The sequence below is a fragment of the Roseateles puraquae genome (assembly GCF_002205845.1).
Classification (GTDB): domain Bacteria; phylum Pseudomonadota; class Gammaproteobacteria; order Burkholderiales; family Burkholderiaceae_C; genus Pelomonas; species Pelomonas puraquae.
On record NZ_NISI01000005.1, the window covers coordinates 1 to 26,606 of the forward strand.

At 67.7% G+C, this 26,606-nt stretch carries 23 protein-coding genes, 1 rRNA gene and 1 pseudogene; 22 read left to right on the forward strand and 3 right to left on the reverse strand.

Translation table 11 applies throughout. The features are described 5' to 3' along the window. The first annotated feature begins 180 nt into the window (after positions 1 to 180). Together rrf and CDO81_RS12585 are read left to right on the forward strand one after the other, a co-directional pair. Positions 181 to 293: ribosomal RNA gene (rrf, locus tag CDO81_RS12580) — 5S ribosomal RNA — on the forward strand. Positions 294 to 656: 363 nt separating this feature from the next. Then, positions 657 to 1,798 (forward strand): annotated as a pseudogene (locus CDO81_RS12585) (IS3 family transposase). A 75-nt stretch (positions 1,799 to 1,873) separates the two neighbouring features. On the opposite strand, the gene ychF reads toward CDO81_RS12585, so the two are convergent. Then, positions 1,874 to 2,968 carry a redox-regulated ATPase YchF gene (gene ychF, locus CDO81_RS12590; protein WP_088483576.1) on the reverse strand — a complete coding sequence of 365 codons (1,095 nt, stop codon included), beginning with the start codon at positions 2,966 to 2,968 and terminating at the stop codon, positions 1,874 to 1,876. Positions 2,969 to 3,092: 124 nt separating this feature from the next. Here ychF and CDO81_RS12595 point away from each other — a divergent pair, with 124 nt between their 5' ends. The 10 genes from CDO81_RS12595 to CDO81_RS12640 all read left to right on the forward strand — a co-directional run bounded on the left by CDO81_RS12595 (position 3,093) and on the right by CDO81_RS12640 (position 12,653). Further along, positions 3,093 to 4,214, forward strand: a complete 1,122-nt coding sequence (locus CDO81_RS12595) for an FAD-dependent monooxygenase (RefSeq protein WP_088483577.1) — start codon at positions 3,093 to 3,095, stop codon at positions 4,212 to 4,214. A gap of 34 nt (positions 4,215 to 4,248) precedes the next feature. Then, positions 4,249 to 4,983: a DsbC family protein gene (locus tag CDO81_RS12600; protein WP_338139988.1), complete on the forward strand. Its 735-nt coding sequence runs from the start codon at positions 4,249 to 4,251 to the stop codon at positions 4,981 to 4,983. A 10-nt stretch (positions 4,984 to 4,993) separates the two neighbouring features. Further along, positions 4,994 to 5,434: a DUF3429 domain-containing protein gene (locus tag CDO81_RS12605; RefSeq protein ID WP_088483579.1), complete on the forward strand. Its 441-nt coding sequence runs from the start codon at positions 4,994 to 4,996 to the stop codon at positions 5,432 to 5,434. Next, a complete protein-coding gene (locus tag CDO81_RS12610; RefSeq protein ID WP_088484034.1) occupies positions 5,434 to 7,149 on the forward strand; it encodes a M61 family metallopeptidase in 1,716 nt (571 codons plus the stop codon). The genes CDO81_RS12605 and CDO81_RS12610 overlap by 1 nt, the downstream gene beginning before the upstream one ends. A gap of 7 nt (positions 7,150 to 7,156) precedes the next feature. Continuing rightward, positions 7,157 to 8,260, forward strand: a complete 1,104-nt coding sequence (locus CDO81_RS12615; RefSeq protein WP_088483580.1) for a DUF3108 domain-containing protein — start codon at positions 7,157 to 7,159, stop codon at positions 8,258 to 8,260. 2 nt (positions 8,261 to 8,262) lie between these two features. After that, the gene (locus CDO81_RS12620) at positions 8,263 to 9,051 is read left to right on the forward strand and encodes an enoyl-CoA hydratase (protein WP_088483581.1); all 789 of its coding nucleotides are present in this window, start codon (positions 8,263 to 8,265) and stop codon (positions 9,049 to 9,051) included. A gap of 190 nt (positions 9,052 to 9,241) precedes the next feature. Further along, positions 9,242 to 9,619 carry a DUF4148 domain-containing protein gene (locus CDO81_RS12625; protein WP_088483582.1) on the forward strand — a complete coding sequence of 126 codons (378 nt, stop codon included), beginning with the start codon at positions 9,242 to 9,244 and terminating at the stop codon, positions 9,617 to 9,619. Between the two features lie 117 nt (positions 9,620 to 9,736). Next, positions 9,737 to 10,762, forward strand: coding sequence for a substrate-binding domain-containing protein (locus CDO81_RS12630; protein WP_088483583.1), 1,026 nt, complete (start codon positions 9,737 to 9,739; stop codon positions 10,760 to 10,762). Between the two features lie 8 nt (positions 10,763 to 10,770). After that, on the forward strand, positions 10,771 to 11,910 hold the full coding sequence (locus tag CDO81_RS12635; RefSeq protein ID WP_088483584.1) for a sugar ABC transporter permease: 1,140 nt from the start codon (positions 10,771 to 10,773) through the stop codon (positions 11,908 to 11,910). Beyond that, positions 11,907 to 12,653 carry an ATP-binding cassette domain-containing protein gene (locus CDO81_RS12640; RefSeq protein ID WP_088483585.1) on the forward strand — a complete coding sequence of 249 codons (747 nt, stop codon included), beginning with the start codon at positions 11,907 to 11,909 and terminating at the stop codon, positions 12,651 to 12,653. The genes CDO81_RS12635 and CDO81_RS12640 overlap by 4 nt, the downstream gene beginning before the upstream one ends. A gap of 48 nt (positions 12,654 to 12,701) precedes the next feature. Here the strand turns inward: CDO81_RS12640 and CDO81_RS12645 are convergent, their stop codons facing one another. Further along, complete coding sequence (locus CDO81_RS12645) at positions 12,702 to 13,889, reverse strand: MFS transporter (protein WP_088483586.1); 1,188 nt, start codon at positions 13,887 to 13,889, stop codon at positions 12,702 to 12,704. A 17-nt stretch (positions 13,890 to 13,906) separates the two neighbouring features. Here CDO81_RS12645 and CDO81_RS12650 point away from each other — a divergent pair, with 17 nt between their 5' ends. Further along, on the forward strand, positions 13,907 to 14,491 hold the full coding sequence (locus CDO81_RS12650) for a helix-turn-helix domain-containing protein (RefSeq protein ID WP_193466497.1): 585 nt from the start codon (positions 13,907 to 13,909) through the stop codon (positions 14,489 to 14,491). Positions 14,492 to 14,677: 186 nt separating this feature from the next. On the opposite strand, the gene lysS is transcribed toward CDO81_RS12650, so the two are convergent. Then, entirely contained in the window at positions 14,678 to 16,201 is a 1,524-nt protein-coding gene (gene lysS, locus CDO81_RS12655) for a lysine--tRNA ligase (RefSeq protein WP_088483587.1), read from the reverse strand. 53 nt (positions 16,202 to 16,254) lie between these two features. Between lysS and CDO81_RS12660 the strand changes: the two genes are divergently transcribed. The 9 genes from CDO81_RS12660 to CDO81_RS12700 all read left to right on the forward strand — a co-directional run bounded on the left by CDO81_RS12660 (position 16,255) and on the right by CDO81_RS12700 (position 26,491). Then, a complete protein-coding gene (locus tag CDO81_RS12660) occupies positions 16,255 to 17,451 on the forward strand; it encodes a lipopolysaccharide biosynthesis protein (protein ID WP_088483588.1) in 1,197 nt (398 codons plus the stop codon). Further along, the gene (locus tag CDO81_RS12665) at positions 17,448 to 18,017 is read left to right on the forward strand and encodes an acyltransferase (protein WP_420893074.1); all 570 of its coding nucleotides are present in this window, start codon (positions 17,448 to 17,450) and stop codon (positions 18,015 to 18,017) included. The genes CDO81_RS12660 and CDO81_RS12665 overlap by 4 nt, the downstream gene beginning before the upstream one ends. Continuing rightward, positions 18,014 to 19,126, forward strand: a complete 1,113-nt coding sequence (locus CDO81_RS12670) for a glycosyltransferase (RefSeq protein ID WP_088483589.1) — start codon at positions 18,014 to 18,016, stop codon at positions 19,124 to 19,126. The genes CDO81_RS12665 and CDO81_RS12670 overlap by 4 nt, the downstream gene beginning before the upstream one ends. Then, complete coding sequence (locus CDO81_RS12675) at positions 19,123 to 20,349, forward strand: glycosyltransferase family 4 protein (RefSeq protein WP_088483590.1); 1,227 nt, start codon at positions 19,123 to 19,125, stop codon at positions 20,347 to 20,349. Before CDO81_RS12670 ends, CDO81_RS12675 begins: the two co-directional genes overlap by 4 nt. Beyond that, positions 20,346 to 21,014, forward strand: coding sequence for a methyltransferase domain-containing protein (locus tag CDO81_RS12680; protein ID WP_088483591.1), 669 nt, complete (start codon positions 20,346 to 20,348; stop codon positions 21,012 to 21,014). Before CDO81_RS12675 ends, CDO81_RS12680 begins: the two co-directional genes overlap by 4 nt. Before the next feature lie 18 nt (positions 21,015 to 21,032). Then, on the forward strand, positions 21,033 to 22,193 hold the full coding sequence (locus tag CDO81_RS12685) for a DegT/DnrJ/EryC1/StrS family aminotransferase (RefSeq protein ID WP_088483592.1): 1,161 nt from the start codon (positions 21,033 to 21,035) through the stop codon (positions 22,191 to 22,193). Positions 22,194 to 22,201: 8 nt separating this feature from the next. After that, complete coding sequence (locus CDO81_RS12690) at positions 22,202 to 22,789, forward strand: sugar transferase (RefSeq protein ID WP_088484037.1); 588 nt, start codon at positions 22,202 to 22,204, stop codon at positions 22,787 to 22,789. Positions 22,790 to 22,802: 13 nt separating this feature from the next. After that, on the forward strand, positions 22,803 to 24,677 hold the full coding sequence (locus CDO81_RS12695; protein WP_088483593.1) for a polysaccharide biosynthesis protein: 1,875 nt from the start codon (positions 22,803 to 22,805) through the stop codon (positions 24,675 to 24,677). A gap of 386 nt (positions 24,678 to 25,063) precedes the next feature. Beyond that, entirely contained in the window at positions 25,064 to 26,491 is a 1,428-nt protein-coding gene (locus tag CDO81_RS12700) for a hypothetical protein (RefSeq protein ID WP_144397225.1), read from the forward strand. The last annotated feature ends 115 nt before the right edge of the window (positions 26,492 to 26,606 follow it).

Here is a 26,606-nt window from a genome sequence, read left to right on the forward strand (position 1 = left end):
CCTATAACTTTGACTGCAAGCTGCAGATCAAGGTAAGTGTTCAAGTTATGTCGTTCTTCGAAGTACTGAAGACGCAATCAAAATACTGATTCCGCCGCTGAACATCAGCGGTGTGCAGACACCGTCTGCTGACTCTACGAATTGGGTTTATTGGCCAAGCCAGTAAACCAACCCGTCAAGCCTGACGACCATAGCGACTTGGTCCCACTCCTTCCCATCCCGAACAGGACAGTGAAACGAGTCAGCGCCGATGATAGTGCGGATTCCCGTGTGAAAGTAGGTCATCGTCAGGCTATTTATTGAAGCCAACCCCCATCGTCTCAAGACGGTGGGGGTTTTGCTTTTGTAGGTCGCAATAACTGCGGCATGTATACCGGCTGCGGTGTTCGACCAAATGCTGCTGCTAACCGCAGGGGCTTGGTGCCCGCGATTACTGCAGCATGAAGATCGCTCGGGGTGGCAAACAGAGGCGGCAGCTCATGCGGTCCCGTCGCCGCCTCGTAACCCTGCACCGCCCCTCGGCCGCCAGGTCAGCTCGCGCTTAACCTTCCTAAGCAACCAGTGCCCGCGACTGACCCTGTCCCAGGTTTCCGTACCGTTCGGTAACAGAATGGACCGGCATGAAGAGGCCCTGGAAGGGGTCAGGAGTTCATGCCATGAGGAAGAGCAAGTTCACCGAGGAGCAGATGGCCTACGCGCTCAAGCAAGCTGAGCTGGGCATCAGCGTCGAGGAGGTCTGCCGCAAGATGGGCATCAGCAGCGCGACCTTCTACAAGTGGCGCCAGAAGTACGCCGGCGTCGGGCCGTCGGAGCTGCGCCGCATGCGCCAGCTCGAGGAGGAGAACCGCAAGCTCAAGCAGATTGTTGCGGACCTGAGCCTGGACAAGGCGATGCTGCAGCACATCGTCGCAAAAAAAGCCTAGGGCCTTCGCGGCGGCGAGAGCTGGTGCCAGAGCTGGTGCGCTTGTTCGGCTGCAGCCAGCGCAATGCCATGCGCGTGGCCAACGTGTCGCCGGGCAGCTTCTTCTACAAGCCGGTCAAGAAGGACGAGACCGCGCTGCGCATGCGCATCAAGGAGATCACCAGCACACGCGTGCATTACGGCTATCGCCGTGTTCACGTGCTGCTGCGCCGTGAAGGCCACCCGGACAACGTCAAGCGCGTGTACCGCCTCTATCGGGACGAAGGGCTGTCATTGCGGCTCAAGCGACCGAAGAGGAACAAGGCTGCCCAGTTGCGACAGCCCAAGCAGCTGGCACATGCCATCAACGAAATCTGGAGCATGGACTTTGTCGCCGACAACTTGTTCGACCGCCGCAAGTTGCGCATGCTTACCGTGGTTGACCTGTACACACGCGAGTGCCTGGCGATCGACGTGGGCCAGAGCTTGAAGGGCGAAGACGTCGTGCGCGTTCTCCGTAGCATCGTCTTGCACCGTGGGCTGCCGCAAACGATCAAGACCGACAACGGCAGCGAGTTCATCTCCAAGGCCATGGACAAGTGGGCGTACGAGCGGGGCGTCGAACTGGACTTCAGCCGGCCAGGCAAACCGACGGACAACGCGACGGTCGAGAGCTTCAACGGGCGACTGCGCCAAGAGTGCCTGAACGAGCATTGGTTCTTGTCACTGGACGATGCGCGGGCCAAGATCGAGGCTTGACGACGGGACTACAACGAGAACCGCCCCCACTCGGCGTTGGACTGGTCCACGCCAACCGAATTCGCCCGCCGCAGCCGCCTGCAGGCGGCTGCGGCGATGTCAGAGGAGCCGGAAAGTTCTGCTTCCGAGCGGTACTGAAACGGGGACAGGGTCAAACTCAGCGGATTCCTCACAACGTCTGGCACCGGTACTGGGGGCAGGTCACCAGCAGTATCAAACGTTGAAAAGGAAGTGCAGCACGTCGCCATCCTTGACGACGTATTCCTTGCCTTCGGCGCGCATCTTTCCTGCGTCCTTGGCGCCCTGTTCTCCCTTGTACTGAATGAAGTCTTCGTACGAGATCGTCTGGGCGCGGATGTAGCCGCGTTCGAAGTCGGTGTGGATGACGCCCGCTGCTTGCGGCCCGGTGTCGCCGATGCGGATCGTCCATGCGCGCACTTCCTTCACGCCAGCCGTGAAGTAGGTCTGCAGACCGAGCAACTTGAAGGCCGCACGAATCAGGCGGTTCAGGCCCGGTTCATCCTGGCCCATTTCTGCCAGGAACAAGGTGCGGTCTTCGTCGCTCATGTCGGCGAGATCGGCTTCGGTCTTGGCGCAAATCGCGACGACAGGCGCGTTCTGGCTGGCCGCGTACTCGCGAAGCCGATCGAGGAACGGGTTGTTCTCGAAACCATCTTCCGACACGTTGCCCACGAACATGGCCGGCTTGGCAGTGATCAGGCAAAGCGGCTTCAAGACGGCCAGTTCCTCCTTGCTGAACTCGATCGACCGCACGGGCTTGGCTTCATCGAGAGCGACCTGGCACTTCTTCAGTACTTCCACAAGCCGCGCGGCGTCTTTGTCGCCGCCGGCCTTTGCGACCTTGCTATAGCGCTGAAGGCTCTTCTCGACCGTGCCCAGGTCGGCCAGGCAGAGCTCCGTTTGGATGACTTCAATGTCTGCGATGGGGTCCACGCGGCCATTCACATGGATGACGTTCGGGTCTTCAAAGCAGCGCAGCACGTTGACGATCGCGTCGGTCTCGCGAATGTGCGAGAGAAACTGGTTGCCCAGGCCTTCGCCCTTGCTGGCGCCCGCCACCAAGCCCGCGATGTCCACGAACTCGACCACGGCGGGCATGACCCGCTCGGGCTTCACGATCTCAGCAAGTGCTGCCAAGCGCGGATCCGGCAACTCCACGATGCCGACGTTCGGTTCGATGGTGCAGAACGGGTAGTTCTCGGCGGCGATGCCGGCTTTGGTCAAGGCATTGAAGAGCGTGGACTTGCCGACGTTCGGCAGGCCCACGATGCCGCATTTCAGGCTCATGGCGGTACTTTCTGGAGGGGAGACCGCCAGCCAGCGCGGCGGTCGAAGCGCGTGATTTTAGTCGGCCCCCGCTTCCGGCGCCCCACGCGGCGACGGGGTCAAACCCCCTGCCTACAATGAAGGCATGCAAAGTGTGGACGTGTTGGTCAAAGGGCGCGGTGCCGTCGGCAGTGCTCTGGCGTTGAGCCTTGCCGCCCAGGGCCTGACCGTTGGCATGGCCGAGTCGGCCCCGGCAGTACGCGCCGACGACATTCGGACCTATGCGCTCAACGCGGCCTCCGTGCAGTTGCTGACGGAACTCAAGGTCTGGGACAGCCTGCCGCCCGATGCGGCCTGTCCTGTGTATGACATGGTCATCTGCGGTGACGCCAGTGACGACCAGCCCTCGGGCCGCCTCAGTTTCTCGGCCTGGCAGCAAGGCTTGCGCGAGTTGGCGGTCATCGTCGACGCTGCGGCACTGGACCAGCAGCTCGCCACGGCCTTGCGCTTTTCGCCGCATGTGCGCAACGTCTCTGCAGACACCCCGGCCGGCCTGACCGCGTTGTGTGAAGGGCGCGAATCTGCGGCCCGCGCCGCATTGGGGGTCGGGTTTGACGCCAAGCCCTACGGCCACAGCGCCGTTGCGAGCCGACTGGTGGCTGACCGTCCCCATCAAGGCGTCGCCCGCCAGTGGTTTGCCGCGGGAGGCGAAGTGTTGGCGTTGCTGCCTTTCGACCGCCCGAGCCCGGGTCAGTCTTACGGCCTGGTCTGGTCCTGTCATCAAGACAAGGCCAATGCATTGCTCGCGCTTCCCGAGGCCGACTTCGAGCGTGCGCTGAACGAAGCCACTGGTGGTGCTGCGGGCTTGCTGTCGCTGGGCGGCACACGCGCCGGTTGGCCCCTGGCCCTGGCCCGTGCAGACGCGGTCAGCGGCCCCGGGTGGGTCTTGCTCGGCGATGCAGCGCATGTGGTTCACCCGCTCGCGGGCCAGGGGCTGAACCTGGGGCTGGGCGATGTGGCGGCCTTGTCCCGCGTGATCGCTGCGCGAGAAACCTGGCGGCCGCTCGGTGACGAGCGCTTGCTGCGCCGTTACGCCAGAGAGCGCGCGGTGCCGACACTCGCGATGGGCGAACTGACCGATGCGTTGCAGCGCGTCTTTGCCAACGCTTCGCCTGCCGTTCGCGGGCTGCGCAATCGCGGCCTGGACGCATTGGACCAACTCACGCCCCTGAAGCGCTGGCTGACGCAGCGCGCCATGGGTCTTTGACCCCCTCTTGCCGAACCTACGATTGGACGCCTCCGTGCTGCATCGCCTGCTCCCGACCGCCGCCCTGTTCACCGCCCTGGTTGCGGCTGCATTTCCAGCCCAAGCCAATGAGGCCGCCATCCGCAAGGCCATCGCCGAGCGCATGCCCAATGCACCCAAGATCGACGAGATTCGGCCCGCGCCCATGCCGGGGCTGTGGGAGATCCGGATCGGGAACGAAATCCGCTATACCGACCCCACCGGCACCTACCTGATCGAAGGCGAGCTCATCGATCTCAAGGCCAAGAAGAACCTCACGGAAGAGCGCGTCACCCAGCTCAATCGCATCGACTTCGCGTCCTTGCCGCTCAAGGACGCCCTCGTCTGGAAGACGGGCACCGGCAAGCGCCGCATCGCCGTGTTTGCGGACCCGAACTGCGGCTATTGCAAGCGCTTCGAAAAGGGGCTGCAGGACATGAAGGACGTCACCGTCTACACCTTCCTGATTCCCATCCTGGGTGGCGACTCCCCGGACAAGTCGCGTGCCATCTGGTGCGCCAAGGACAGCACCGCGACCTGGCAGGCGTGGATGCTCAAGGGCGAGCAACCCCCGAAGGCGCCGGCCGGTTGCGACGACGGCGCCATCGAGCGCAACCTGGCGCTGTCGCGCAAGATCCATGTCAACGGCACGCCCGCCATCCTGCTGGAAGACGGCAACCGCATCCCCGGGGCCGTGAGTGCCGTCGAACTGGAACGCCGTCTGCAGGCACTCAACCCGAGCAAGTCCTGACCCCACCCTGATGAGCCCCGACAACCGCCAACTCGCCCACCGCCTGGGCTACGCCGGCCTGATCCCCTTTGTGCTGGGATGCACCCTCATATGGCTGTTCGGCGATGGCCAGCATGTTGAACAGCATTACTGGGTCACGCTCGCCCTGTCGGCGTATGCCGGTTTGATCATCTCTTTCCTCGGTGGCATTCACTGGGGGATGAGCTTCGTTAGCAGCACGGGCTCAAAAGGGGCCCTGCTCTGGGGTATCTCGGCGTCGTTGCTAGGGTGGCTGGGCGCCTTGCTGGCCCCGTATGGTGGGCTGGGCCTGCACGGCGGCGTGCTGATCGCCTGTTATGTGCTCGACCGGCGCTTGTACCCGCAGCTCGGCGCGGCGGACTGGCTGACGCTTCGATTCCGGCTCACGGCGGTCTCGTCGCTCAGTTGCTTCCTGGCGGCGGCGGGCAGCTGATGGCGCCCGGCCCGCACTACCGCATCGAGCTGGCCGATCGCTCGGCCCATCGCTACCGCGTCACGTTGACGCTACCGGAGCCAGCGGCCCATCAGCGGTTCAGCCTGCCGGTGTGGATTCCCGGCAGCTACCTGGTGCGGGAGTTCGCCAAGCACCTGAGTGGCTTGATGGCGGTCCAGGGCGATCACGCCGTCAACGTGGCGCAGCTCGACAAGGCCAGTTGGCAAGTCGATTGCCAACCGGATGCCGGGGCGCTCATGCTCAGCTACGACGTGTATGCCTTCGACGCTTCGGTGCGCACCGCATGGCTGGACGACGAACGCGCCTTTTTCAATCCGAGCAGCCTGTGCCTGCGCGCGCACGGCTTTGAGCTTCAGGCGCATCAGGTCCAGCTGGCGGGCGTGCCAGCAGGCTGGCATGTCGCCACCGAAATGTCGCCTCAGGCCGAGGGTTGGCACGCGGCTGACTACGACGAACTGCTGGACCACCCCTTCGAGATCGGCCCGCATTGGCAGGGCGAGTTCGAGGCTGCAGGCATCGTGCATGGCATCGTCGTGGCGGGCGCCTGGCCGAGCTTTGACGGGCAGCGCCTGCTGGCCGACGTGCAGCGCATCTGCGAAGCCCAGATCGCGTTTTGGGGCGAGGCGCCGTTCAAGCGCTACACCTTCATGCTCTGGGCCGTTGAAGACGGCCACGGGGGGCTCGAGCACCGCGCCAGCACCGCCCTCATCTGCGCGCGGCGCGAGTTGCCCACCGTGGCCGAACCCACCGCGCCCAGTGAAGGCTATGTCCGCTTGCTGGGGCTGTTCAGCCATGAGTATTTCCATGCCTGGAACGTCAAGCGCCTGCGTCCCTCCGAGTTCGCGCGCTTTGACTATCAGCGCGAGAACTACACCGAGCTGCTGTGGTTCTTCGAAGGCTTCACGAGCTACTACGACGAGCTGATGCTGCTGCGCGCAGGCCTGGTGGATGCGCCGCGCTACCTGAAGCTGCTGGCCGCGTCGGTCAATGGCGTGCTCGCCAGCCCCGGCCGCCGGGTGCAGCCGCTGGCCCAGGCCAGCTTCGAGGCCTGGACCAAGTACTACCGCCCCGACGAGAACAGCCCGAACGCCACGAGCAATTACTACGCGCAGGGCGCGCTGGTGGCCCTGTGCCTGGACCTGTCGCTTCGCGAGCAGGGCGCCAGCCTGGACCAATTGATGGCCCGCCTCTGGCAGACGACGGCCGGCGGCCCGGTCAGCGAGGCGGACATCATCTCGGCCGTTCGCGCGCTGGGGGGCGACCCTGTGGCAGCGGCGCTGCACACCTGGGTGCATGGCACGGATGAATTGCCCCTGCGAGAACTGCTCACGAGCGCAGGCGTCGACTGGCGTGACGAGGGGCGGCAGACGGTGGCGCAACGCCTGGGTCTGCGGGTTCGTGAGAGTGCCCTGACCGGCATCACCGTCACCCACGTGCTGGCCGGCGGTGCTGCGCAAGCTGGCGGCTGCCATGCGCGCGACGAGATCCTGGCCGCGAATGGCTGGCGCCTGCGGCGACTGGACGACCTGCCCGCCTTGCTGACCGCGGGCTGCACGACCCTGCGACTGCTGGTGAGCCGTGACCAGCGCATGGTCGAGCTCTCGGTCGACTTGCCCGCCGCGCAGGCCGCGGCCGTGGCGCTGGCCCCTGCCGACGCGGCGTCACCCGCTCGCCAGCGCTGGCTCGGCGCCTGAGTCGCGCATGAAGGCGCCGCGGCCGCCTGGCCTGCTGGTGCTGGTCGTGTTGTTGCTGCATCTGCTGGGCGCGCATGAAGTGCAGCGTCTGCATGAAGGCTGGCTGCGGGACGCGGCGCTTCCACCACCCCCGCCGCGCATGCAGGTGGACTTCGTGCGCGAGATGGCGCTGCATTCGCCCCCGCCCTCGCCCTTCGTGGCCCGCCCGCGGCCCGCGCCCGGGGCACCTCACCCGGCCGCCACGCCGGCGCCAGCCGCGTCCGAGGCGCAGCAGGAGCCCCTCGTGCAGCCGGCATCTGGGGCGTCCGCCACTGCGGCGGTTCCGCCAGAGGCCGCCGAGCCCGCCGCACCCGCGGCCTCTGACGTGCTGACCGCGGCCGCGCCTTCAGCCCCGGCGTCCGCCGTCGCAGGCGACGACCCTGGGCCCGAGTGGCCGCTGTCCACCCGGCTGAGCTATCTGCTGACCGGCTACTTTCGTGGCCCACTCAACGGCTCCGCGCAGGTCGAGTGGCTGCGCCAGGGGCGCGACTACCAGGTGCATCTGGACGTGGACCTTGGCCTCATCAGCCGGCGCATGAGCAGCCAGGGCGTGCTGACGCCCGAAGGCATCGCGCCGCAGCGCTACGACGAGGAGACCAAGCTGGTGCTGATGGACCCGCGCCGCGCCCGTGTGCTGTTCCAGCCGGGTGAGGTGCAGCTGACCACCGGTGTGCGTGAGCCCGTGCTGCGCGGCGCCCAGGATGCCGCCAGCCAGTTCGTGCAGCTGACCTGGCTGTTCCTCACCGGGCGAGAGCCGCTCCAGGCCGGGCACGCGGTGCGCTTTCCGCTGGTGCTGCCACGCCGCCAGTACGCCTGGCAGTACGACGTGGTGGGTGAAGCGCTGATCGAGACACCGCTCGGCGCACTGCCCACCTGGCACCTGAAGCCGGCACGTGCCGCTGCGCCGGGCGACCTGCTGGCGGAGGTGTGGCTGGCCCCGTCGCTCCAATACCTGCCGGTGCGCATCCTGATCCGCCAGGACGCCGAAACCCACATCGACCTCGTGCTGCGTCGTGCGCCCTTGCAAGCCGCGCCAGAATCGGCGGCTTCAGGCCATCCCCGGAGACCTTAGTCATGACCTACGAATGCATCCTCACCGCCGTCCACGGCGACGGCCCGCGCAAGACGGCGCTCATCACCCTCAACCGCCCCAAGGCCCTCAATGCCCTGAACGACCAGTTGATGGACGAGCTGGGCGAGGCCCTGCTCGCCTTTGACGCCGACGACGGCATCGGCTGCATCGTGCTGACGGGCTCCGAGCGCGCCTTCGCGGCGGGTGCGGACATCCCGACGATGCTGCCGCATACCTTCGCCACGGCCTTCAAGAGCGGGCTGATCTCCAAGAACTGGGAAACCATCCTGCAGGTCCGCAAGCCGGTCATCGCCGCGGTGGCTGGCTTCGCGCTGGGGGGCGGCTGCGAGTTGGCCATGATGTGCGACTTCATCATCGCGGCGGACTCGGCCAAGTTCGGCCAGCCCGAGATCAAGCTGGGCATCGTGCCTGGCGCCGGCGGCACCCAGCGCCTGCCGCGCGCGGTCGGCAAGAGCAAGGCGATGGACATGCTGCTGACCGCCCGCATGATGGGGGCCGAGGAGGCCGAGCGCGGCGGGCTCGTGTCGCGCGTGGTGCCGGCTGACAAGTTGATCGAAGAGGCCCTGGCTGCGGCGGAGACGATCAACGGCTTCAGCGGCCCGTCGGTCATGCTCATCAAGGAACTCGTGAACCTGGCCTACCAGGGGCCCCTGACCGACGGCGTGGCCGTGGAGCGGCGTTACTTCCATGCGCTCTTCGGCAGCCATGACCAGCGCGAAGGCATGGAGGCCTTCCTGGCGAAGCGGGCACCGACCTTCCAGCACCGCTGATTGATTTGTTTTGTGGCGGGATGGTGACGACTTAGGGATGACTATTTGCGGGCTGTAAATAGTCCTTTCCTGGCTTCCTAGTGTTTCTACTGAGGCTCGCTGCCTACAGTTCAGGCCATGGACACCGCGGTCGCGATGTCCGAATGACCCGAAAGCAGGACGTTCCTGCAACACGCTGAAGGAGCCCGTCATGAGCAAGCTGTCTACCGTCATCGCCACCCTTGCCCTCGTTGCCGCTGGTGCCGCGTCGGCCCAAACCACCACCGCCCCGCTGACCCGCGAGCAAGTCATCGCCGACCTGGTGGCCGCCCGCAACAGCGGTGAACTGGCCGCCATCCAGGGCGAAAAGGGCGTGGAAGTGACCACCGCCGCTTCTGCCAAGGCTGCCGCCGTCGCCACCACCAAGCTGCCGCGTCAGGCCGTGCTGAGTGTCAAGCCGACGGATGCCGTCGTCGACCAAAAGACTGCCGCGGCCCTGGCGGCCGATCACGGTGAAAACGCGGCCCGTGAACTGGGTGATTTCCCGGCCCCGGTCGTGCGCCGCGCCTCGGCCCTGGCCGCTCGCTGAAACAAACGAGTTTCAAGCTGTTGAAAGGCGACCCGCGAGGGTCGCTTTTTTGTTGCCCGCGTTCCTAGAATCCGCCGCCCGGCCTGCACAAATGGCCAGAAGGGCGATGGAGACAAGATGCGCAAACAGCAGATGTGGGCAGCGGCGACGTTGCTGATGGCCTCGATGACAGCGTTGGCTGCGGGCCCTGTGGTCGGTGTGAGCTGGTCCAACTTCCAGGAGGAACGCTGGAAGACCGACGAGGCGGCCATCAAGGCCGAGCTGGCACGGCTCGGTGCCAGCTACGTGAGCGCCGATGCCGGCGGCTCGCCCGAGAAGCAGATCGGCGACGTTGAATCCCTGCTGGCCAAAGGCGCCAAGGTCCTGATCATCCTGGCCATGGACAAGGACGCCATCATCCCGTCGCTGAACAAAGCCAAGGCGCGCAAGGTGCCGGTGCTTGCGTATGACCGCCTCATCGAAGCGCCCGAGGTCTTCTACCTGACGTTCGACAACCGCGAGGTCGGCCGCCTGCAAGCCAAGGCCGTGCTGGCCGTGAAGCCTCAGGGCCGCTACGTGATGATCAAGGGCTCTCCGAGCGATCCGAACGCTGACTTCCTGCGTGCGGGGCAGCAAGACGCCCTGGCCGACGCCGTGAAGAAGGGCGACGTGAAGATCGTCGCCGAGGAGTACACCGACGGCTGGAAGCCCGAGGTGGCCCAGAAGAACATGGAGCAGATCCTCACCAAGCTCAAAGGCGGTGTGGATGCTGTTGTCGCCAGCAACGACGGTACCGCGGGTGGTGCCATCGCCGCGCTGTCGGGCAAGGGCATCAAGGGCGTGCCGGTCAGCGGCCAGGACGCTGACCACGCGGCGCTCAACCGCATCGCGCTGGGCACGCAGACCGTGACGGTGTGGAAAGACTCCCGTGCGTTAGGCAAGGAAGCGGCTGCCGCTGCCGTGCAGTTGGCCGCTGGCCAGAAGGTGCCGGGTGCCGCGCCTTGGGCCGGCGGCGAACGCAAGGTGAGCCTGCAAGCCAAGTTCCTCGCACCTGTCGCCATCACGCAAGCCAACCTCGGCGAGGTCATTGCCGCGGGGTGGGCGCCCAAGGCCGTGGTCTGCAAGGGTGTGGACGCCGCCAAGGCACCCGCCGCCTGCAAGTAAGGCTGCCGATGAATGCCCAGACCCAGCGGCTTGCCGTCATGGCGGCCGTGCTGGTGGCCATCGCCATCGGCTTTCATGTGCTCACCGGCAGCTTCCTGACGGCGGAGAACCTCTACAACATCGCGCAGCAGACGGCAGTCGTCGGCATCGTCGCCAGCGGCATGGCGCTGATCATCGTCGCGCGCCAGATCGACCTGGCCGTCGGTTCGCTGCTCGGCGCGGTCGGCGTGTTGATGGCATGGCTGCAATACACCCAAGGCTGGTCGGTCGTGGCCTCTCTGTTCGCGGGGCTCGGGCTGGCGTTGGCGGTCGGTCTGTTCCAGGGCTGGTTGTCGGCCGTCATCGGCATCCCGTCGTTCGTCGTGACGCTCGGCGGCCTCGTGTCGCTGCGGGGTGTCGCCTTCCTGGTGGCCGACGGCAAGACCCAGCCGGTGACCGAGCCCTGGCTGCTGGCCCTCGGCGGCGGCCTGGACGGTTCACTCGGTGAACGCGGCAGCTGGCTGCTCGGGGCCGCGGTGATCGCGCTGATCTGGGCCTGGCAGTTCGTGCAGCGGCGCGCGTGCCTGCGTGCCGGCGGGGCGCCCGACAGCCGGTCGGACCTCATCCATGGCGCACTCGGCACGCTGGCGGTGGTCGTCGTGGTGGCTGTCTTCAATGCCTATCGGATCGACGGCCAGGGCGAAGGGCAGGGCTTGCCACTGCCGCTCGTGATCTGGGCGGCCGTCGTGATCGCGCTGGGCTTCATGGCGAAGCACACGCGCTTCGGCCGCTACGTCTACGCCATCGGCGGCAATCCTGACGCGGCGCGACTGGCGGGCATCCCCGTCAGGCGCGTGATGATCCAGTTGAACCTGCTGCTCGCCGCCCTCGTCGCGTTGGCGGCTGTGGTGGCCATGGCGCGGCTGAACGCCGGCACCAATTCGATGGGCACCGGCATGGAGCTGACCGTCATCGCCGCGGCCGTCATCGGGGGCGTGTCGCTGGCCGGCGGCAGTGGCAGTGTGGCCGGTACGGTGCTGGGTGCGCTCATCATCCAGAGCATCGACAGCGGCCTGTTGCTGACGGATGTGTCCATCGGCTGGCGCATGGTCGTGCTCGGCCAGGTGCTGGTGGCCGCCGTCGTCTTTGATCGCGTGGTGCAGAAATGACGGCCTTGCTGGAAGTGCGCGAGGCGCGCAAATCGTTCGGCGGCGTGCATGCGGTCGATGGCGTTTCGCTGAGCCTCGCGCCCGGCGAAGTGCTGGCCGTGCTGGGGCACAACGGCGCGGGCAAGTCCACGCTGATGCAGATGCTGGCCGGGGCGCTGCCCTTTGACGGCGGCGAACTGCGGCTCAACGGCCAGGCCGTGAAGTTCGGGAGCCCGGCCGACTCGCGCGCGGCGGGCATCGAGACCATCCACCAGAAGCTGGCCCTGGCCGACAACCTGGATTCGGTGGCCAACCTCTTCCTGGGCCGTGAACTGCGCACCCGCTTCGGCCTGTTGGACGATGCCGCCATGCGCGCCGCCGCCGTGCCGCTGTTTGCGCGACTCAACCCCAACTTCAAGAACATTGGCGACCCGGTGATGTCTCTGTCCGGCGGCCAGCGCCAGGTCGTGGCCATCGCGCGCGCGCTGCAGTTCAAGGCCCGCGTGCTGATCATGGACGAACCGTGCGCGGCACTTGGCCCCGCCGAAACCGCCATGGTGCACGACCTCATCCGGCGCCTTTCAGCCGAAGGCGTGGGCATCCTGCTGGTCACGCACGACATGCCGGACGTGTTCGCGCTGTCGCACCGCCTGACGGTCATGAAGACCGGCCGCGTGGTCGGCACCTGCCGCACCGCCGATGTGACGGAAGACGAGGTGCTGGCGATGATCATCGCGGGCAAGGCGCCGGCCGCCGCGCGGTAGCGTCTTCAGCGGTCCACCCGTTGCGCGCTCGGGTGACCGTGGAGACGCTCACATGGAAGCCGGGTTGGCCACCGGCTTGCGCTTCATCGCCCCCCAGGCCCAGAGGGCCAACGGAATGGCCAGGGCCGACAAGGCGAGGCTCAGCGTGCCGGCGGCCTGCCATCCGAGGTGCTCGGCGAAAGCGCCGACCCAGGGCGGGCCGATGAGCGCGCCCGAGGCGCCGAACTGGGTCAACCGGCCGCTGGCCAGCGCCATGCGGTCGGCACTGCCGGCCGCGCGGGGCAGCAGCGCGAAAACCAGCGTCGCGAAGACGCCGGAGAACAGGTTGACCGCGATCGCCGCCGCCGCCCGGGCCTCGGCCGGCAGGGCCTCGTGGTAGGTCAGCACGTACAGCAGACCCGAGCCGCCCAGGGCCACGCCCAAGGGGGCCGCGAGATCGGTGCCGCGGCGCATCAACCGAGCCGCGAACAGGCTGGCCGGGACGTTGGCAAGTGCCGCAGCAGCCGTCCATGTGCCTGCTGCAGCCAGGCTCATGCCGGACTGCGTCAAGAGGCTCGGCAGCAAGGCGAGCAGCCCGACTTCTGCCACCACATAGGCGCCGAAGGCCGCGACCAGGCACCCGATGAGCGCCCCGGTGGGCTGCCGGGCTTGCGTGCGTCGGTCGGCCTCCTGGTGTGCGAGGGCCGGCGGCGAGTGCCGCGTCATGTGCAGCCCGGCTGCGAGCGCGCTCCCGCACACCACGCTCAGCCCCTGTGCCCAGCGCCAGCCGGTCAGCTCGGCAGCCTGGGCGTAGGCCCATGCGCCCACCGCCATGCCCACCGGCACGAAGGTGCTCCACAGCGCCATCGCTGCCGGCTGGTTCCTGGGCGATGCGGTTCGTGCGATCAGCACGGGGGCCGCGACCACGATGGCCAGGTAGCCCAGGCTCTCCAGCAGCCGGCCGGCGGCCAGCGCCCAGGCGGTGTGGCCGAACGAAGCCCCGAGTGCCCCCAGCGCAAGCGCGAGCACGGCTAGCAACAGCGCGCGATGAAGGCCGAGGCGAGGCAGCCAGCGGCCGGCGCTTGCGCCCAGCACGGCGCCGCAGACTTCCAGCAGCGCGGTGATGCCCGCCATCGCGGCCAGGCCTACCTGAAGCTCTTGCGCAATCAGCGGCGCGAGCGCCGCCAGCTTGCCGAGTTGGCTGGCGGCGAAGACCCCGCAGAGGTAGTAAAGGAAAATGCCTTGCCTGGATGTCATGAAGGTCTGCGGTGCCGATGGTTCAAAGCCTGATTCCCGATAGCAATGCGCGCCAGATCGGGCGCAGCCTGCGCTTGTGGCGCTCGCTGCGACGCCTCAAGCAATCGGCAGCCGCCGACCTGCTCAAGGTGTCGCAGGCGACGGTGTCCCGGTGGGAGGCCGGCACGGCCACCCCGTCGCCGCTGGATCAGCAGGCGCTGCGCGTGCTGATGTCCGCGCGCCTGGACAGCGCCGCAGACTTCGCGCTGGCGCGCTTGGTGCGGCGCTCCAGCGAGCCCATGCACTTGGTCTGCGATGTCACGCACCGGCTGCTGGCTCTGTCGCCGGCGCGAGAGCGGCGTTGCCGATTGCCGGGTGCTGAATTGCTCGGGCAGGGCCTGTGGCGGTATGCGACGCCGCAGATCGTCGAGCAGGAGGGCCAGCTCGACCGGCTGGGCTGGTTCGAGCCCGCGCCTGCGGCGATCGAGTTCGACACGCAGGCCTCGCTGAACCAGGACATGCCGATCGACAGGGGTCGGATGCGCTGGGTTCGCCTCCAGCTGTCGGACGGGAGCTACGTTCGGCTGACCGACACCGTGCCTCCGAGCGACGGAGCGCCGTGAGATGTGAGGCCCGCAGCGTCGGCGACGGCTGCGGCAGAACCTGGGATGCTGCATGCCGCCACTCTAGGAAGTGGCGGCGCTGCCGTCGACGAATAAGTTATTCGCCTCTCGGTCGAGGCGAGCCGCTCAGGCCTCCCGCCTCATGCCCGGCGGCTTGCAGGCCGCCGGTCCTTCGGCGCGGGTCGATCAGTCCGCAGCGGACTGATCTCGCTCGCGCCTCAGTGCGGGGAACAGGATCACGTCGCGGATCGACGGCGAGTCGGTCAGCAGCATCATCAGGCGGTCGATGCCGATGCCGCAGCCGCCGGTCGGGGGCATGCCGTACTCCAGCGCGCGGATGAAGTCGGCGTCGTAATACATCGCCTCTTCGTCGCCGTCGTCCTTGTTGGCCACCTGGGCCTGGAAGCGGGCGGCCTGGTCTTCAGCGTCGTTCAGCTCCGAGAAGCCATTGGCGTATTCGCGGCCGGTGATGAAGAGCTCGAAGCGCTCGGTGATCTTGGGGTCTGCATCCGACGCGCGGGCCAGCGGCGAGACCTCGACGGGGTAGTCGATGATGAAGGTGGGCTCCCAGAGCTTCTCTTCCACCACCGCCTCGAACAGGCCGAACTGCAGCTCGGCCAGGCTCCAACGGGCGGGTGCCTGCTCGCCGGCGGCCACGATCCGGGCGCGCAGGACTTCGGGGTTGTCGGCCTCTTCGCCGGTCAGGCCGGCGAACTGGATCAGCGAGTCGCGCACCGAGATGCGGGCAAAGGGCTTGTCCAGCGCGACCGGCTTGCCGGCGTAGGTGAGGGCCGCGCTGCCCGTGGCGGCAATGGCGGCGTGGCGCAGCACGGCTTCGGTGAAGTCCATGATGTCGTGATGCGTCCAGTAGGCCGCATAGAACTCCATCATCGTGAACTCGGGGTTGTGGCGGACCGAGATGCCTTCGTTGCGGAAGTTGCGGTTGATCTCGAACACCCGCTCGAAGCCGCCCACCACCAGACGCTTCAGGTAGAGCTCGGGCGCGATGCGCAGGAACATCTCCTGGTCCAGCGCGTTGTGGTGGGTGATGAAGGGCTTGGCGTTGGCGCCGCCGGGGATGGGGTGGAGCATCGGGGTCTCCACTTCCAGGAAGCCGTGCTGCACCATGAAGTTGCGAATCGCCGACACGCCCTGGCTGCGCGCGACAAACCGCTTGCGCGCGTCTTCGTCGGTGATCAGGTCGACGTAGCGCTGGCGGTACTTCTGCTCCTGGTCGGTCATGCCGTGGAACTTGTCCGGCAGCGGGCGCAGGCTCTTGGTCAAGAGGCGCAGCGTCGTGACGGTGACCGTCAGCTCGCCGGTCTTGGTCTTCATCAGCACACCCTCGCCGCCGAGGATGTCGCCCAGGTCCCAGTGCTTGAAGGCGTCATAGACCTCGGGGCCAACGTTGTCGACCGTCACGCGCAGCTGGATGCGGCCGGTGGCGTCCTGCAGCGTGCAGAAGCTCGCCTTGCCCATCATGCGCTTGAGCATCATGCGGCCAGCCACGCTCACCTTGATGGCCTGCGGCTCCAGGGTCTCGTTCGGTACCTCGGCGTACTGCGCCTGCAGGGGCGCGGCGCGGTGCTCGGGCTTGAAATCGTTGGGGAAGGGCACCGCCGTGGTGGCCCGCAGCGCGCTCAGTTTGGCGCGGCGCTCGGCGATCAGTTGGTTGTCGTCGGTGGGCGGGGTGGGAGCTGCTTGATTCATGGCGGGCCTTGGGTGAACCCGGGATTCTAGAATCCCGCGCCCCGAACACCTCTATGAGCCTGACGCGCGCCACTCTCACCCTGCTGGCCGGCAGCGCGCTGGCCCAGGCCATCCCGCTGCTGCTGGGGCCATGGATCGCCCGCCTGTACAGCCCCGCGGCGTACGGCGAGTTCTCGCTGGTCTGGACGGTGGCCAGCAACCTGGCCGTCGTGGGCTGTGCGCGCTATGAGTTCGCGCTGGCGCTGGAGCGCGATGACGCGGGCGCGGCGCGTCTGCTGGCGCTTTGCCTGCGCGTGCTGCTGGCCGTCACCGCCGCCTCCGTGCTGGTGGGCGGGGCCTGGATGCTCTGGGCCGACCTGCCCGTGGCGGCTGCCCTGCCCATGGCCGTGTTGGCCGCGGCCGCCAGCCAGGCGCTTGGCCAATGGGCCGCACGGGCCGGCGAATTCGCTGCCCTGGCATGGGCCCGGGTGTTGCAGTGGGGCGGTGGCGCAGTCGCTCAGGTCGGTCTCGGCCTCGTGCATGCCGGGCCCTGGGGGCTGATGGGCGGGGCCACGCTGGGCGCCGCCGCCGCCGCGGTGCTGCAGGCCCGTCCTGCGCCGCAAGGCGGCTGGCGGCGACTCCTGGCGCCCCAGCCCCTGCGAGAACTGGCCCAGCGGCACCGCGACTTTCCGCTGCTCAACACACCGCATGCGTTTGCAGGCGCACTGCAGGACACCCTGGCCCTGGCCCTGCTCACGGCGTGGCTGGGCGCGCCGGCGGCGGGCGCCTGGGCCCTGGCGCTGCGCTACCTGAAGGCGCCGGCTTCGCTGGTGGGCGGGTCGCTGTCGCAAGCCCTCTACCCGCGCCTGACGCAGGCGGCCACGCTGGCCGAAGGCCGGGCCCTGGTGCGGCGCAACCTGCTGCTGCTCGCCGCGCTGGCGTTGCCGCTGATGCTGGTGCTGCTGGCCTTCGGCCCGTGGCTCTTCGCGGCGGTGTTCGGGCCGGACTGGCGCGCGGCGGGCGAGCTGGCGCGTGCGCTGGCGCCGTATGTCGCGCTGCACTTCATCGCGTCGCCGCTGTCCGTGGTCATGATGGCCTGGGGCGCCCAGGCCTGGGGGCTGAAGCTGGCGCTCGTGGGGCAGGTGCTGTTCGTCGGCGGCCTGGCTGCGGGGCTTCATCTGGGTGGGCTGGCGGGTGCAGGCTGGGGCGTGTCCGCCGCGATGCTGCTCTACTTCGGCTACTTTTTCTGGGCACTCTGGACTTGGGAATGATGCGCCCCTGGCTCAATCACTGGCGTCGCCGACTGGCGCGCGCGCTGCTGTTCCGCATGGTCTTCGGAGAACCGGACCGGCCGCACACCCGCATCGCGCCCAGCACCTGCATCGAGGGTGAGGCCGGCCTGCAGCTGGCCGACCATGTCTTCATCGGCCAGTTCAATTTCATCGATGCCGGCGCCGGCCTCGTGATCGAGGAGGGCGTGCAAATCACCAACTTCTGTTCCATCGTGACCCACAGCACCCACGACGCCTTGCGCGTGAACGGCCGCCGCTTTGCCGAGCAGGGCGGCCAGCCGCCGGGCTACCTGAAGGCGCCCATCCGCCTCGGTGCCTACAGTTTCGTCGGCCCGCACAGCCTGATCGAGCCCGGCGCGGTGCTTGGCAAGGGCGCCGTGCTGTGCGCTTATTCGCAACTGCGCGGCAGCGCGCCCGACTTCGCCATCATGGCCGGCCAGCCCGCGCGCCAGGTGGGTGACACCCGCGAGCGCGACGCCGCATTGCTGGCCCGCCACCCCGAATTGCGCGAGGCGTATGAGGCCTGGGCGGGGAGGGCGCCATGACGACGGCACCGAAGGGGCAGCCAGGCCTCAGCGGCGGCCTGAAGCTGGTGCTGATCGGCGACGGCGAGAGCCCGCATCTGCTGAAGTGGGCACGCGCGCTGGCGCCTCGGGTGCAGCTGCACGCCATCTCCTCGCGCGGCTTCCTGCCCGAGTTCCACCGGCTGCTGCCCGATGCCCAGCGGCTGGCGCTGAACACCGCGCCCGAGCACGGCGGCGGCAATATCGCGCTGGTCAAGCAACTACCCAAGGTCGGCGCCTGGCTGCAGCAGACCGACGCCGACTGGCTGCATGCGCACTACCTCACCTCCCACGGCACGCTGGCCTGGGCGGCGAAGCTGGGCTGGCGGCTGCGTGCGCAGATTGCGGGCTCGGCCTGGGGCAGCGACATCCTCGTGACACCGAACCGCGGCGGCAGCTGGAAGTGGCTCACGAAGAAGGCCCTGCGCAGCTGCGTGATCACCACGTCGGACTCTCAGCACATGGCCGATCGCATGCGGGAGCTGGGCGCGGGCGAGGTCATGGTCTTCCCCTTCGGCCTGGAGGCGCTGCCCAAGCAGAACGCCAAGAAGCAGCCGTGGTTGTGCTTCGCCAACCGGGGCCTGGAGCCGATCTACCGGCCGCAGCTCGTCATCGACGCCTTTGCCCGCATCGCCGCGACCCAGCCCGAGGCGCAGTTGGTGGTGGCCAACGACGGGTCGCTGCGTGATGCGCTGCAGGCTGACGTGGCCGCCCGGGGTCTGGCCGGGCGGGTCAGCTTCGTGGGCCGGCTTGATGCCGGCGCGCAAGCCGGGCACTACGCCCGTTCGACCTGGTTCCTGAGCCTGCCAGAGAGCGACTCGGTGTCGGTCTCGGTGCTGGAGGCGATGGCGCACGGCTGCGTGCCGCTGCTGTCTGAACTGCCGGCCAACCGCGAGCTGATCGGCGACTCCGCACGTGGCCTGATCATCAGCGGCAGCCCCACGTCGCTCGATGACCTGCCCGCTCGCATGGCGAGCCTGGACACCGCGCGCCTGGCCGCGGTCAACCGTGACTGGGTGGCCGCCAACGGCCTCTTCGAGCCGCATGTGCAACGCTTCCTGACCCGGCTCAAGGCCCTTTCTCCGGTATGAGGATCCTGCTCGTCAACCACTACGCCGGCTCCCCGGCCCACGGCATGGAGTTCCGGCCGTACTACCTCGCGCGCGAATGGGTGCGGGCGGGGCACGAGGTGCTGATCGTTGCGGCCAGCTATTCGCATGTGCGGGCCGTGCAACCCGAGATGCGTGGCCTGCCACGCGAGGAGGTCATCGACGGCATCCGCTACCGCTGGCTGCCCACGCCGCATTACGGAGGCAACGGGGTAGGGCGCCTGCGCAACATCCTGTCCTTCCTGCGCCAATTGCGGGGCGACGCCTACCGGCTCACGCGCGAGTTCCGGCCTGACGCGGTCATCGCGTCCAGCACGTACCCGATGGACGTGTGGGTGGCGCGCAAGCTGGCGCGCCTGGCCAAGGCCAAGCTGGTGTACGAAGTGCACGACCTCTGGCCGCTGTCGCTGATCGAGCTGGCCGGCATGTCGCCCCGCCATCCGTTCGCGATGTTGTGCGGCAAGGCCGAGGCCGATGCCTACCGCGACGCCGACCGTGTCGTCTCCATGCTCCCCTGCGTGCAGGAGCACATGGCCTCGCGCGGGCTGGACCTGGCCCGGCTGCACATCGTGCCCAACGGCTTTGCGCCCGAAGAGTGGCAGGGCGACAGCGCGCCTCTGGGCGAAGCCCTCGCCGCACACCTGGCCGCCGAGCGCGCGGCCGGCCGCGTGGTTGTCGGCTATGCGGGCTCCATGGGCCTGCCCAATGCGCTGGACGTGCTGCTGGACGCCGCCGCCCGGCTGCGTGAGACCCCGATCAGCTTCGTGCTGGTTGGCAGTGGCCACGAGGCCGAGCGCCTGACCCGCCGCGCCGAGACGGAGGCGCTGGCGCGGGTGCGCTTCTTCCCGCCGATTCCCAAGGCCCAGATTCCCACACTGTTGGCGCAGTTCGACATCGCCTACATCGGCTGGCAGCGCACGCCCATCTACCGCTTCGGCATCGCGCCCAACAAGCTCATCGACTACCTGATGGCCGGCCGCGCCGTGCTGCATTCGGTGGAGGCGGGCAACGACCCGGTCGCCGAGGCAGGCGCTGGCCTGACCGTCGCCCCGGAAGACCCCGCCGCCGTCGCCCAGGGCCTGCGCCAGCTGGCAGCCCTGGCGCCCGCCGAGCGCGAGGCCATGGGCCAGCGCGGCCGCGCATTCGCGATGGCCCACCATGCCTATCCGGTGCTGGCCGAGCGCTTCATCCAGGCCCTGCGATGACCGAACTCCAGCGCATTGCCGAACGCTATGCACGCCGCGAGGCGAGCGACCGCTACAGCCTGCTGCGCCCCGAGGTCTGGCAAATGTGGCAGGAGCGCCAGCGCGCGCTGCTGAAACTGCTGGCCCGCCGCCCCGGTCAGCCGGCCGACTGGCGCGCCACCGAGGTGGGCTGCGGCGCCGGCGGCAACCTGCTGGATCTGCTGCGCCTGGGTCTGATGCCAGCGCACCTCACGGGGGTCGAGTTGCTGCCCGAGCGGCTGGCGGCCGCGCGGGCCGCGCTGCCCGAGGGTGTGACGCTGCTGGCGGGCGATGCCTCTGCTGCACCGGTGGCGCCCGCCAGCCAGGACCTGGTGCTGCAGTCCACCGTGTTCTCGTCCATCCTCGACGACGCCTTGCAACAGCGGGTGGCCGACGCGATGTGGCGCTGGCTCAAGCCGGGCGGCGCCGTCGTCTGGTACGACTTCACCGTCAACAACCCGCGCAACCCGGACGTGCGCGGCGTGCCGCTGCGCCGGGTGCGGGCGTTGTTCCCGCAGGGCCACTTCACGGCTCGGCGCGTGACCCTGGCCCCTCCGCTGGCCCGCGCGCTGCCCGCGGCCTATGGCTTGCTGAACGCGGTGCCGTGGCTGCGCACGCACCGGCTTGTTCTGATTGAGAAGCCCTGATCCCCGAAAATCCCGCCGATGACTGCCCAGCCCTTCCTTCCTTTTGCCCTGCCCGAGATCGGTGACGATGAGATCGCCGAGGTCGTCGACACCCTGAAGTCCGGATGGATCACGACCGGCCCCAAGGCCAAGCGCTTCGAGCAGGCATTCGCCGAGTACCTGGGCGACCCGCAGATCGAATGCATCGCCGTCAACTCCGCCACGGCTGGCCTGCACCTGGCGCTGGAGGCCATCGGCATCGGCCCGGGGGACGAGGTCATCACCACGACCCACACCTTCACCGCCACGGCCGAGGTCGTGCGCTACCTGGGAGCGGACGTCAAGCTGGTGGACATCGACCCGGCCACGCTCAACATCGACGTCGCCGCCATCGAAGCCGCCATCACGCCGCGCACCAAGGTCATCATGCCGGTGCATTACGCAGGTCTGGCGGTCGACATGCTGGGCGTGCTGGACATCGCGCGCCGCCATGGCCTGCGGGTTGTCGAAGACGCCGCGCACGCGCTGCCCACCACGCTGGAGAAGGAGCTCATTGGCACGCTGGGCAGCGACGCCTCGGTGTTCAGCTTCTACGCCAACAAGACCATGACCACCGGCGAGGGCGGCATGCTGGTCACGCGCAACCCGGAGCTCGCCAAGCGCGCCCGCGTGATGCGCCTGCATGGCATGAGCCGCGATGCCTTCGACCGCTTCACCGCCAAGGTGCCGAGCTGGTACTACGAGATCGTCGCGCCCGGCTTCAAGTACAACTTGACCGACATCGCCGCCGCCCTCGGCCTGCACCAGCTCAAGCGCCTGCCCGCCTTCCAGCAGCGCCGCGAGCAGATCGCCACGCGCTACCACGAGGCCTTCGCCGATCTGCCGGTCATCCTGCCGCCCGACGCCCCGGAGGGTGACACCCACGCCTGGCACCTTTACGTGCTGCGCCTGGCGGACGACGCGGGCATCAGCCGCGACGCCTTCATCGAGGGCATGTTCGCCGCCGGCATCGGCTGCAGCGTGCATTACGTGCCACTGCACCTGCACCCCTATTGGCGTGAGCGCTATGGCCTGACGCCCGAGCACTTCCCGCAATCGCAGAAGGCCTACGAGCGCATGGTGAGCCTGCCGCTGTACACCGCGATGAGCGATGCCGACGTCGAGCGTGTCATTGCGGCCGTGCGCGGCCTGCTGGGGTGAGCGCGGGCTTGGTCAAGCGTCTGTTCGACATCGTCGCGGCGGGCCTGGGCCTGCTGTTGCTGTGGCCGGTGCTGCTCGCGGCGGCCGTGTGGGTGAAGCTGGATTCGCCCGGCCCGGCCCTGTTCCGCCAGACCCGCGTCGGGCGGTTGGGCGTACCCTTCACCATCCACAAGTTCCGCACCATGCGCGTGGCGCCGGGTGCGGCCATCACCGTGGGTGCTGACCCGCGCATCACCCGCGCCGGTCAGGTGCTGCGCCAGACCAAACTCGACGAGCTGCCCCAGCTCTGGGACGTGCTGCGCGGCGCGATGAGCCTGGTGGGACCGCGGCCGGAGCTGCCGAAGTACGTCGAGCTCTACCCGGCCGAGTTGCGTGAGCGCGTGCTGTCGGTGCGACCGGGCATCACCGACCCCGCGTCGCTGGCCTTCAGCCACGAGGCCGAGTTGCTGGCCGCCGCCGCCGACCCCGAGCGCGAGTACCGCGAGGTCATCCTGCCGGCCAAGCTGCGGCTGTCGGCAGACTACGCCAGCCGCGCCAGCCTGCTGACCGACCTCGGCCTCATTCTGGCCACGCTGCGCCGCGTGCTGCGCGGCTGACAATCCCGTCCCCATGAACTGGCAGTTGCTCGACACCCTGCTCACGCGCCTGCGGCCCCACCGCGAGGCGCTGGCCCTGTTGCTGGACGCCCTCGTCGTGGCCGTGGCCTGGCAGGCGACCTACCTCTTTCGGCTCGGCTTCGAGCGCTGGTTCACGGCCCGGCCCGCCTACGACGGTTGGGTGCTGCTCGGCCTGCTCGCGGTCTATGCCGTGGTGCTGTGGGCCTTGCGCGTGCCCAAGGGCATGTGGCGCTTCTCGGGCTTCGGCGAGGTCAAGCGGCTGGCCGTGGCCTGCCTGCTGGCCGGCCTGATCGGCATGGCCGTGGTGCGCATGGCCCACCTGCAGGCCGTGCCCCGGGCCGTGCTGGCCCTGCACCCGCTCTTCACGCTGATGCTGCTGGCCATGATGCGCATGGGCTACCGCATGCTCTACGAGCACATGAGGAGCCGCATCAACGGCAGCGCGCAGGAGCAGCGGCGGGCGCTGGTGATGGGGGCGGGCGATGCCGGCCGCCTGCTGGTGGCGGGTATCCAGCACAGCCAGGGCTGGGCCGTGGTGGGCTTTCTGGATGACGACCCCACCAAGCAAGGCGGGCGCGTGGCGGGCTTCCCGGTGCTCGGCGACCTGTCGCAGGCGCGCCGCTTCGCGGAGTTGCATGGCGTCACGCACCTGATCGTGGCCATGCCGGCGGCCACTGTGGGCCAGCGGCGCCGAGCGCTGGACATCGCGGGCGCCACGGGCCTGCCCGTGCTCACCGTGCCCAGCAGTACCGAACTGTTGGCTGGCCGGCGCGTGAACGAAGTGCGGGACATCGAACCCGAGGACCTGCTGGGCCGCGCGCCCGTGCAGCTCGACGAAGGCGGCATCAACGAGTGCCTGAACGGCAAGGTCGTGCTCATCACGGGCGCCGGCGGCTCCATCGGTTCCGAGATCTGCCGCCAGGTCGCGCGCTACGGGCCCTCGCGCATCGTGCTGTATGAGCTGAGTGAGCTGGCGCTGTACACCGTCGAGCAAGAGCTCAGCGTCAGCTTCCCGCACATCGCGCTGGTACGCCTGATCGGCGACGTGAAGGACCTGCCGCACCTGCAGGCTGTCTTCGCTCGCTGGCGGCCGCAGATCGTCTTCCATGCCGCCGCCTTCAAGCATGTGCCGCTGATGGAAGAAGACGACAACGCGCGCGCCTGTCTGCTCAACAACACGCTCGGGACCTTTCATGTCTGCCAGGCGGCGGCCGCTCATGGCGTGGAGCGCTTCGTACTGATCAGCACCGACAAGGCCGTCAACCCGACCAACGTGATGGGCGCTACCAAGCGCGCGGCCGAGTTGGTCGTCAGTCACATGGCAGCGCAAGGCCACGTCACGCGCTTCATGGCCGTGCGGTTCGGCAACGTGCTGGGGTCCAGCGGCAGCGTCATTCCGAAGTTCAAGGAGCAGATCGCCAAGGGTGGGCCCGTGACCGTGACCCATCCCGAGATCACGCGCTACTTCATGACCATCCCCGAGGCCGCGCGTCTGGTCGTGCAGGCCGCAGCCCTGGGCGACACCGGCCGGGTGTACGTGCTCGATATGGGCGAGCCCGTGAAGATCGTCGATCTGGCGCGCGACATGATCCGCATGAGTGGGCATGCGCTGGAGGATGTGCGCATCGAGTTCAGCGGCCTGCGCCCCGGCGAAAAGCTCTATGAAGAACTGCTGGCCGACAGCGACACCGTGGAGCCCACGGCGATTGCGCGCTTGAACGTGGCGCGGCTCGAAGACGCCGTTGCCGCCGCCCGGGTGCGCGACTGGCTCCTGCAGACCTGTGCTGATGCGCAGCTTCAAGGCGGCGCCGTGCGCGCCGCCTTGCGCGGCCTCCTGCAAGGCGAGTTCCTGCCTCAGGCGCGTTGACTGCGTGTTGACTGCCCTGTGACAGCTGCAGCTCGATCGTTGGTGGGGCTTCTCTAAACGACACGACACTACGTTTGGTGACGCTTGTCTCCTGGAGGCGCGCGGCCTTGTGCTGCATCAAGCGCAGCAGGCCTCGCCCCTAAGTTGTCGTTAGGCCACAACAGGCACGCTTGCTCGCGGGATGGAAGCCTTGCTCACGCGCTACGATGGCCGCGCAGAGTGTTGTGGGTTGAGCTCAGCATTGAAAGTGTTTACCCGCAATATGCGTTGATTCGTTGACGTCGCCAAGTTGGCGTGCTCTAGAATGCTTGAGCGTGCTAACAGGCGCGTGTGATTCGCGAATCATTGATTGAGTCTTTTTCCATAACCTTTGTGGAGTTCACCGAATGAAAAAATATGTGATCAAGGCGACCGCTCTGGCGATCGGTGCGCTGGTTGGAGGCGCTGCGGTCGCGTCCGTCGACTTCTCGGCTAGCCCCTTCGTGGCTACGACGGATACCTTTGCCTCGGAACTGAACTACGCTGCTACCACTGGCACCGCGATTTCCGGCGCCAAGACCGTGAAGACCAAGCTGGGCTTCGGCGTTTCTTCCGGCCAAACCCGTTTCATCCGTATCGACCTGACCGGCGCCAAGCTGGCCGTGGCCGCTGCTGGCGCTGACGTGACCAACACGACGGCTGCTGCTGCCGCTAACAACTTCCAGAACGTTGCCGTTGTGCAAGGCGGCGGTGTGGGCGACGCCTATGTCATCTACCAAGTGACCGGCGCTGCTGGCGGCCATGCCGCTACGGACCTGACCACGATCGTTCTGCCGAACCTGAACGTGACGAACGGCAACGCTTCCGCCGTCAACGTGACGTACGCTCTGTACGCTGACGCTGTCGCCGCTGCCAACCAAACGGCTGGCCAGTCGCTGTCGACTCAGTCGGGCGCTCTGTTCACGTTCGGCACCGGTATCAAGTTCAAGGTCACCACCAAGACCGCGACCGCTACCGTTGCTGACTCGTACAAGAAGTTCAGCGGCTCTTACGGTCCTGTCGAAGTCGGTCAATTCGACTACGGCACGACCGGCGCCTTCGACGCCACCGGTGCTGCTGCTACGCTGGCTTCGCTGGTCGGCGCCAACACCAAGGTTGCTTTCACGGGCGACTTCACGTTCACGCAGTCGGCCACGACCGCGACGAACCTGCGTCTGGGCGACACCGGCACCTGCGCCAACGGCGTGGCTCTGACGTCGATCGCTACGAACATGCTGTCGGCCAGCTACACGCTGGGCACCACCGCGATCAACAAGTCGCTGTGCGTGACGAACGACACCGTCACCAACACCACCCCGGTGGCCCTGACGGCTCAAACGTTCAGCGTTGACTTCAACCCGGTGAACTCGTCGGCTGGTACCGGCTCGACCGTGACCGACCCGGCTGCCACGACCCTGGGCGCCATCGCTCGCGACGGCACCACCCTGACTGCTCCGTTCGTCACGATCCACCCCGACTACCTGTCGCGCGTCGTGCTGAACAGCAGCTACGGTGCTGACGCTGCCGTGACCGCCTCGGTGACCGCCGAAAACGGCGTGACCTGCACGACCTCGGGCTACAGCACCACGCTGAAGGCCAAGTCGCAACTGGTCATCAACGTCAAGGACATCTGCCCGGCCCTGAGCAACGCCGGCACCCGTCTGGCCGTGACCGTCACCGTTGCTGCCCCGCGCACCAACATCGACGGCGTGTACAACGTGATGAACTACGACGTGACGACCGGCAAGACCAACTCGCTGATCTCGTACGTGATGGTTGTTCCGGGCACGAACTAATCAGTTCGCTCCCAGAGCACGGAAAGGGCGCCGCAAGGCGCCCTTTTTTCGTTGGTGGGCCCGACACCCGTGGATGGGTCTGAGTGACGCCAGCGTGCCAAGGTGGCGAGTGGCC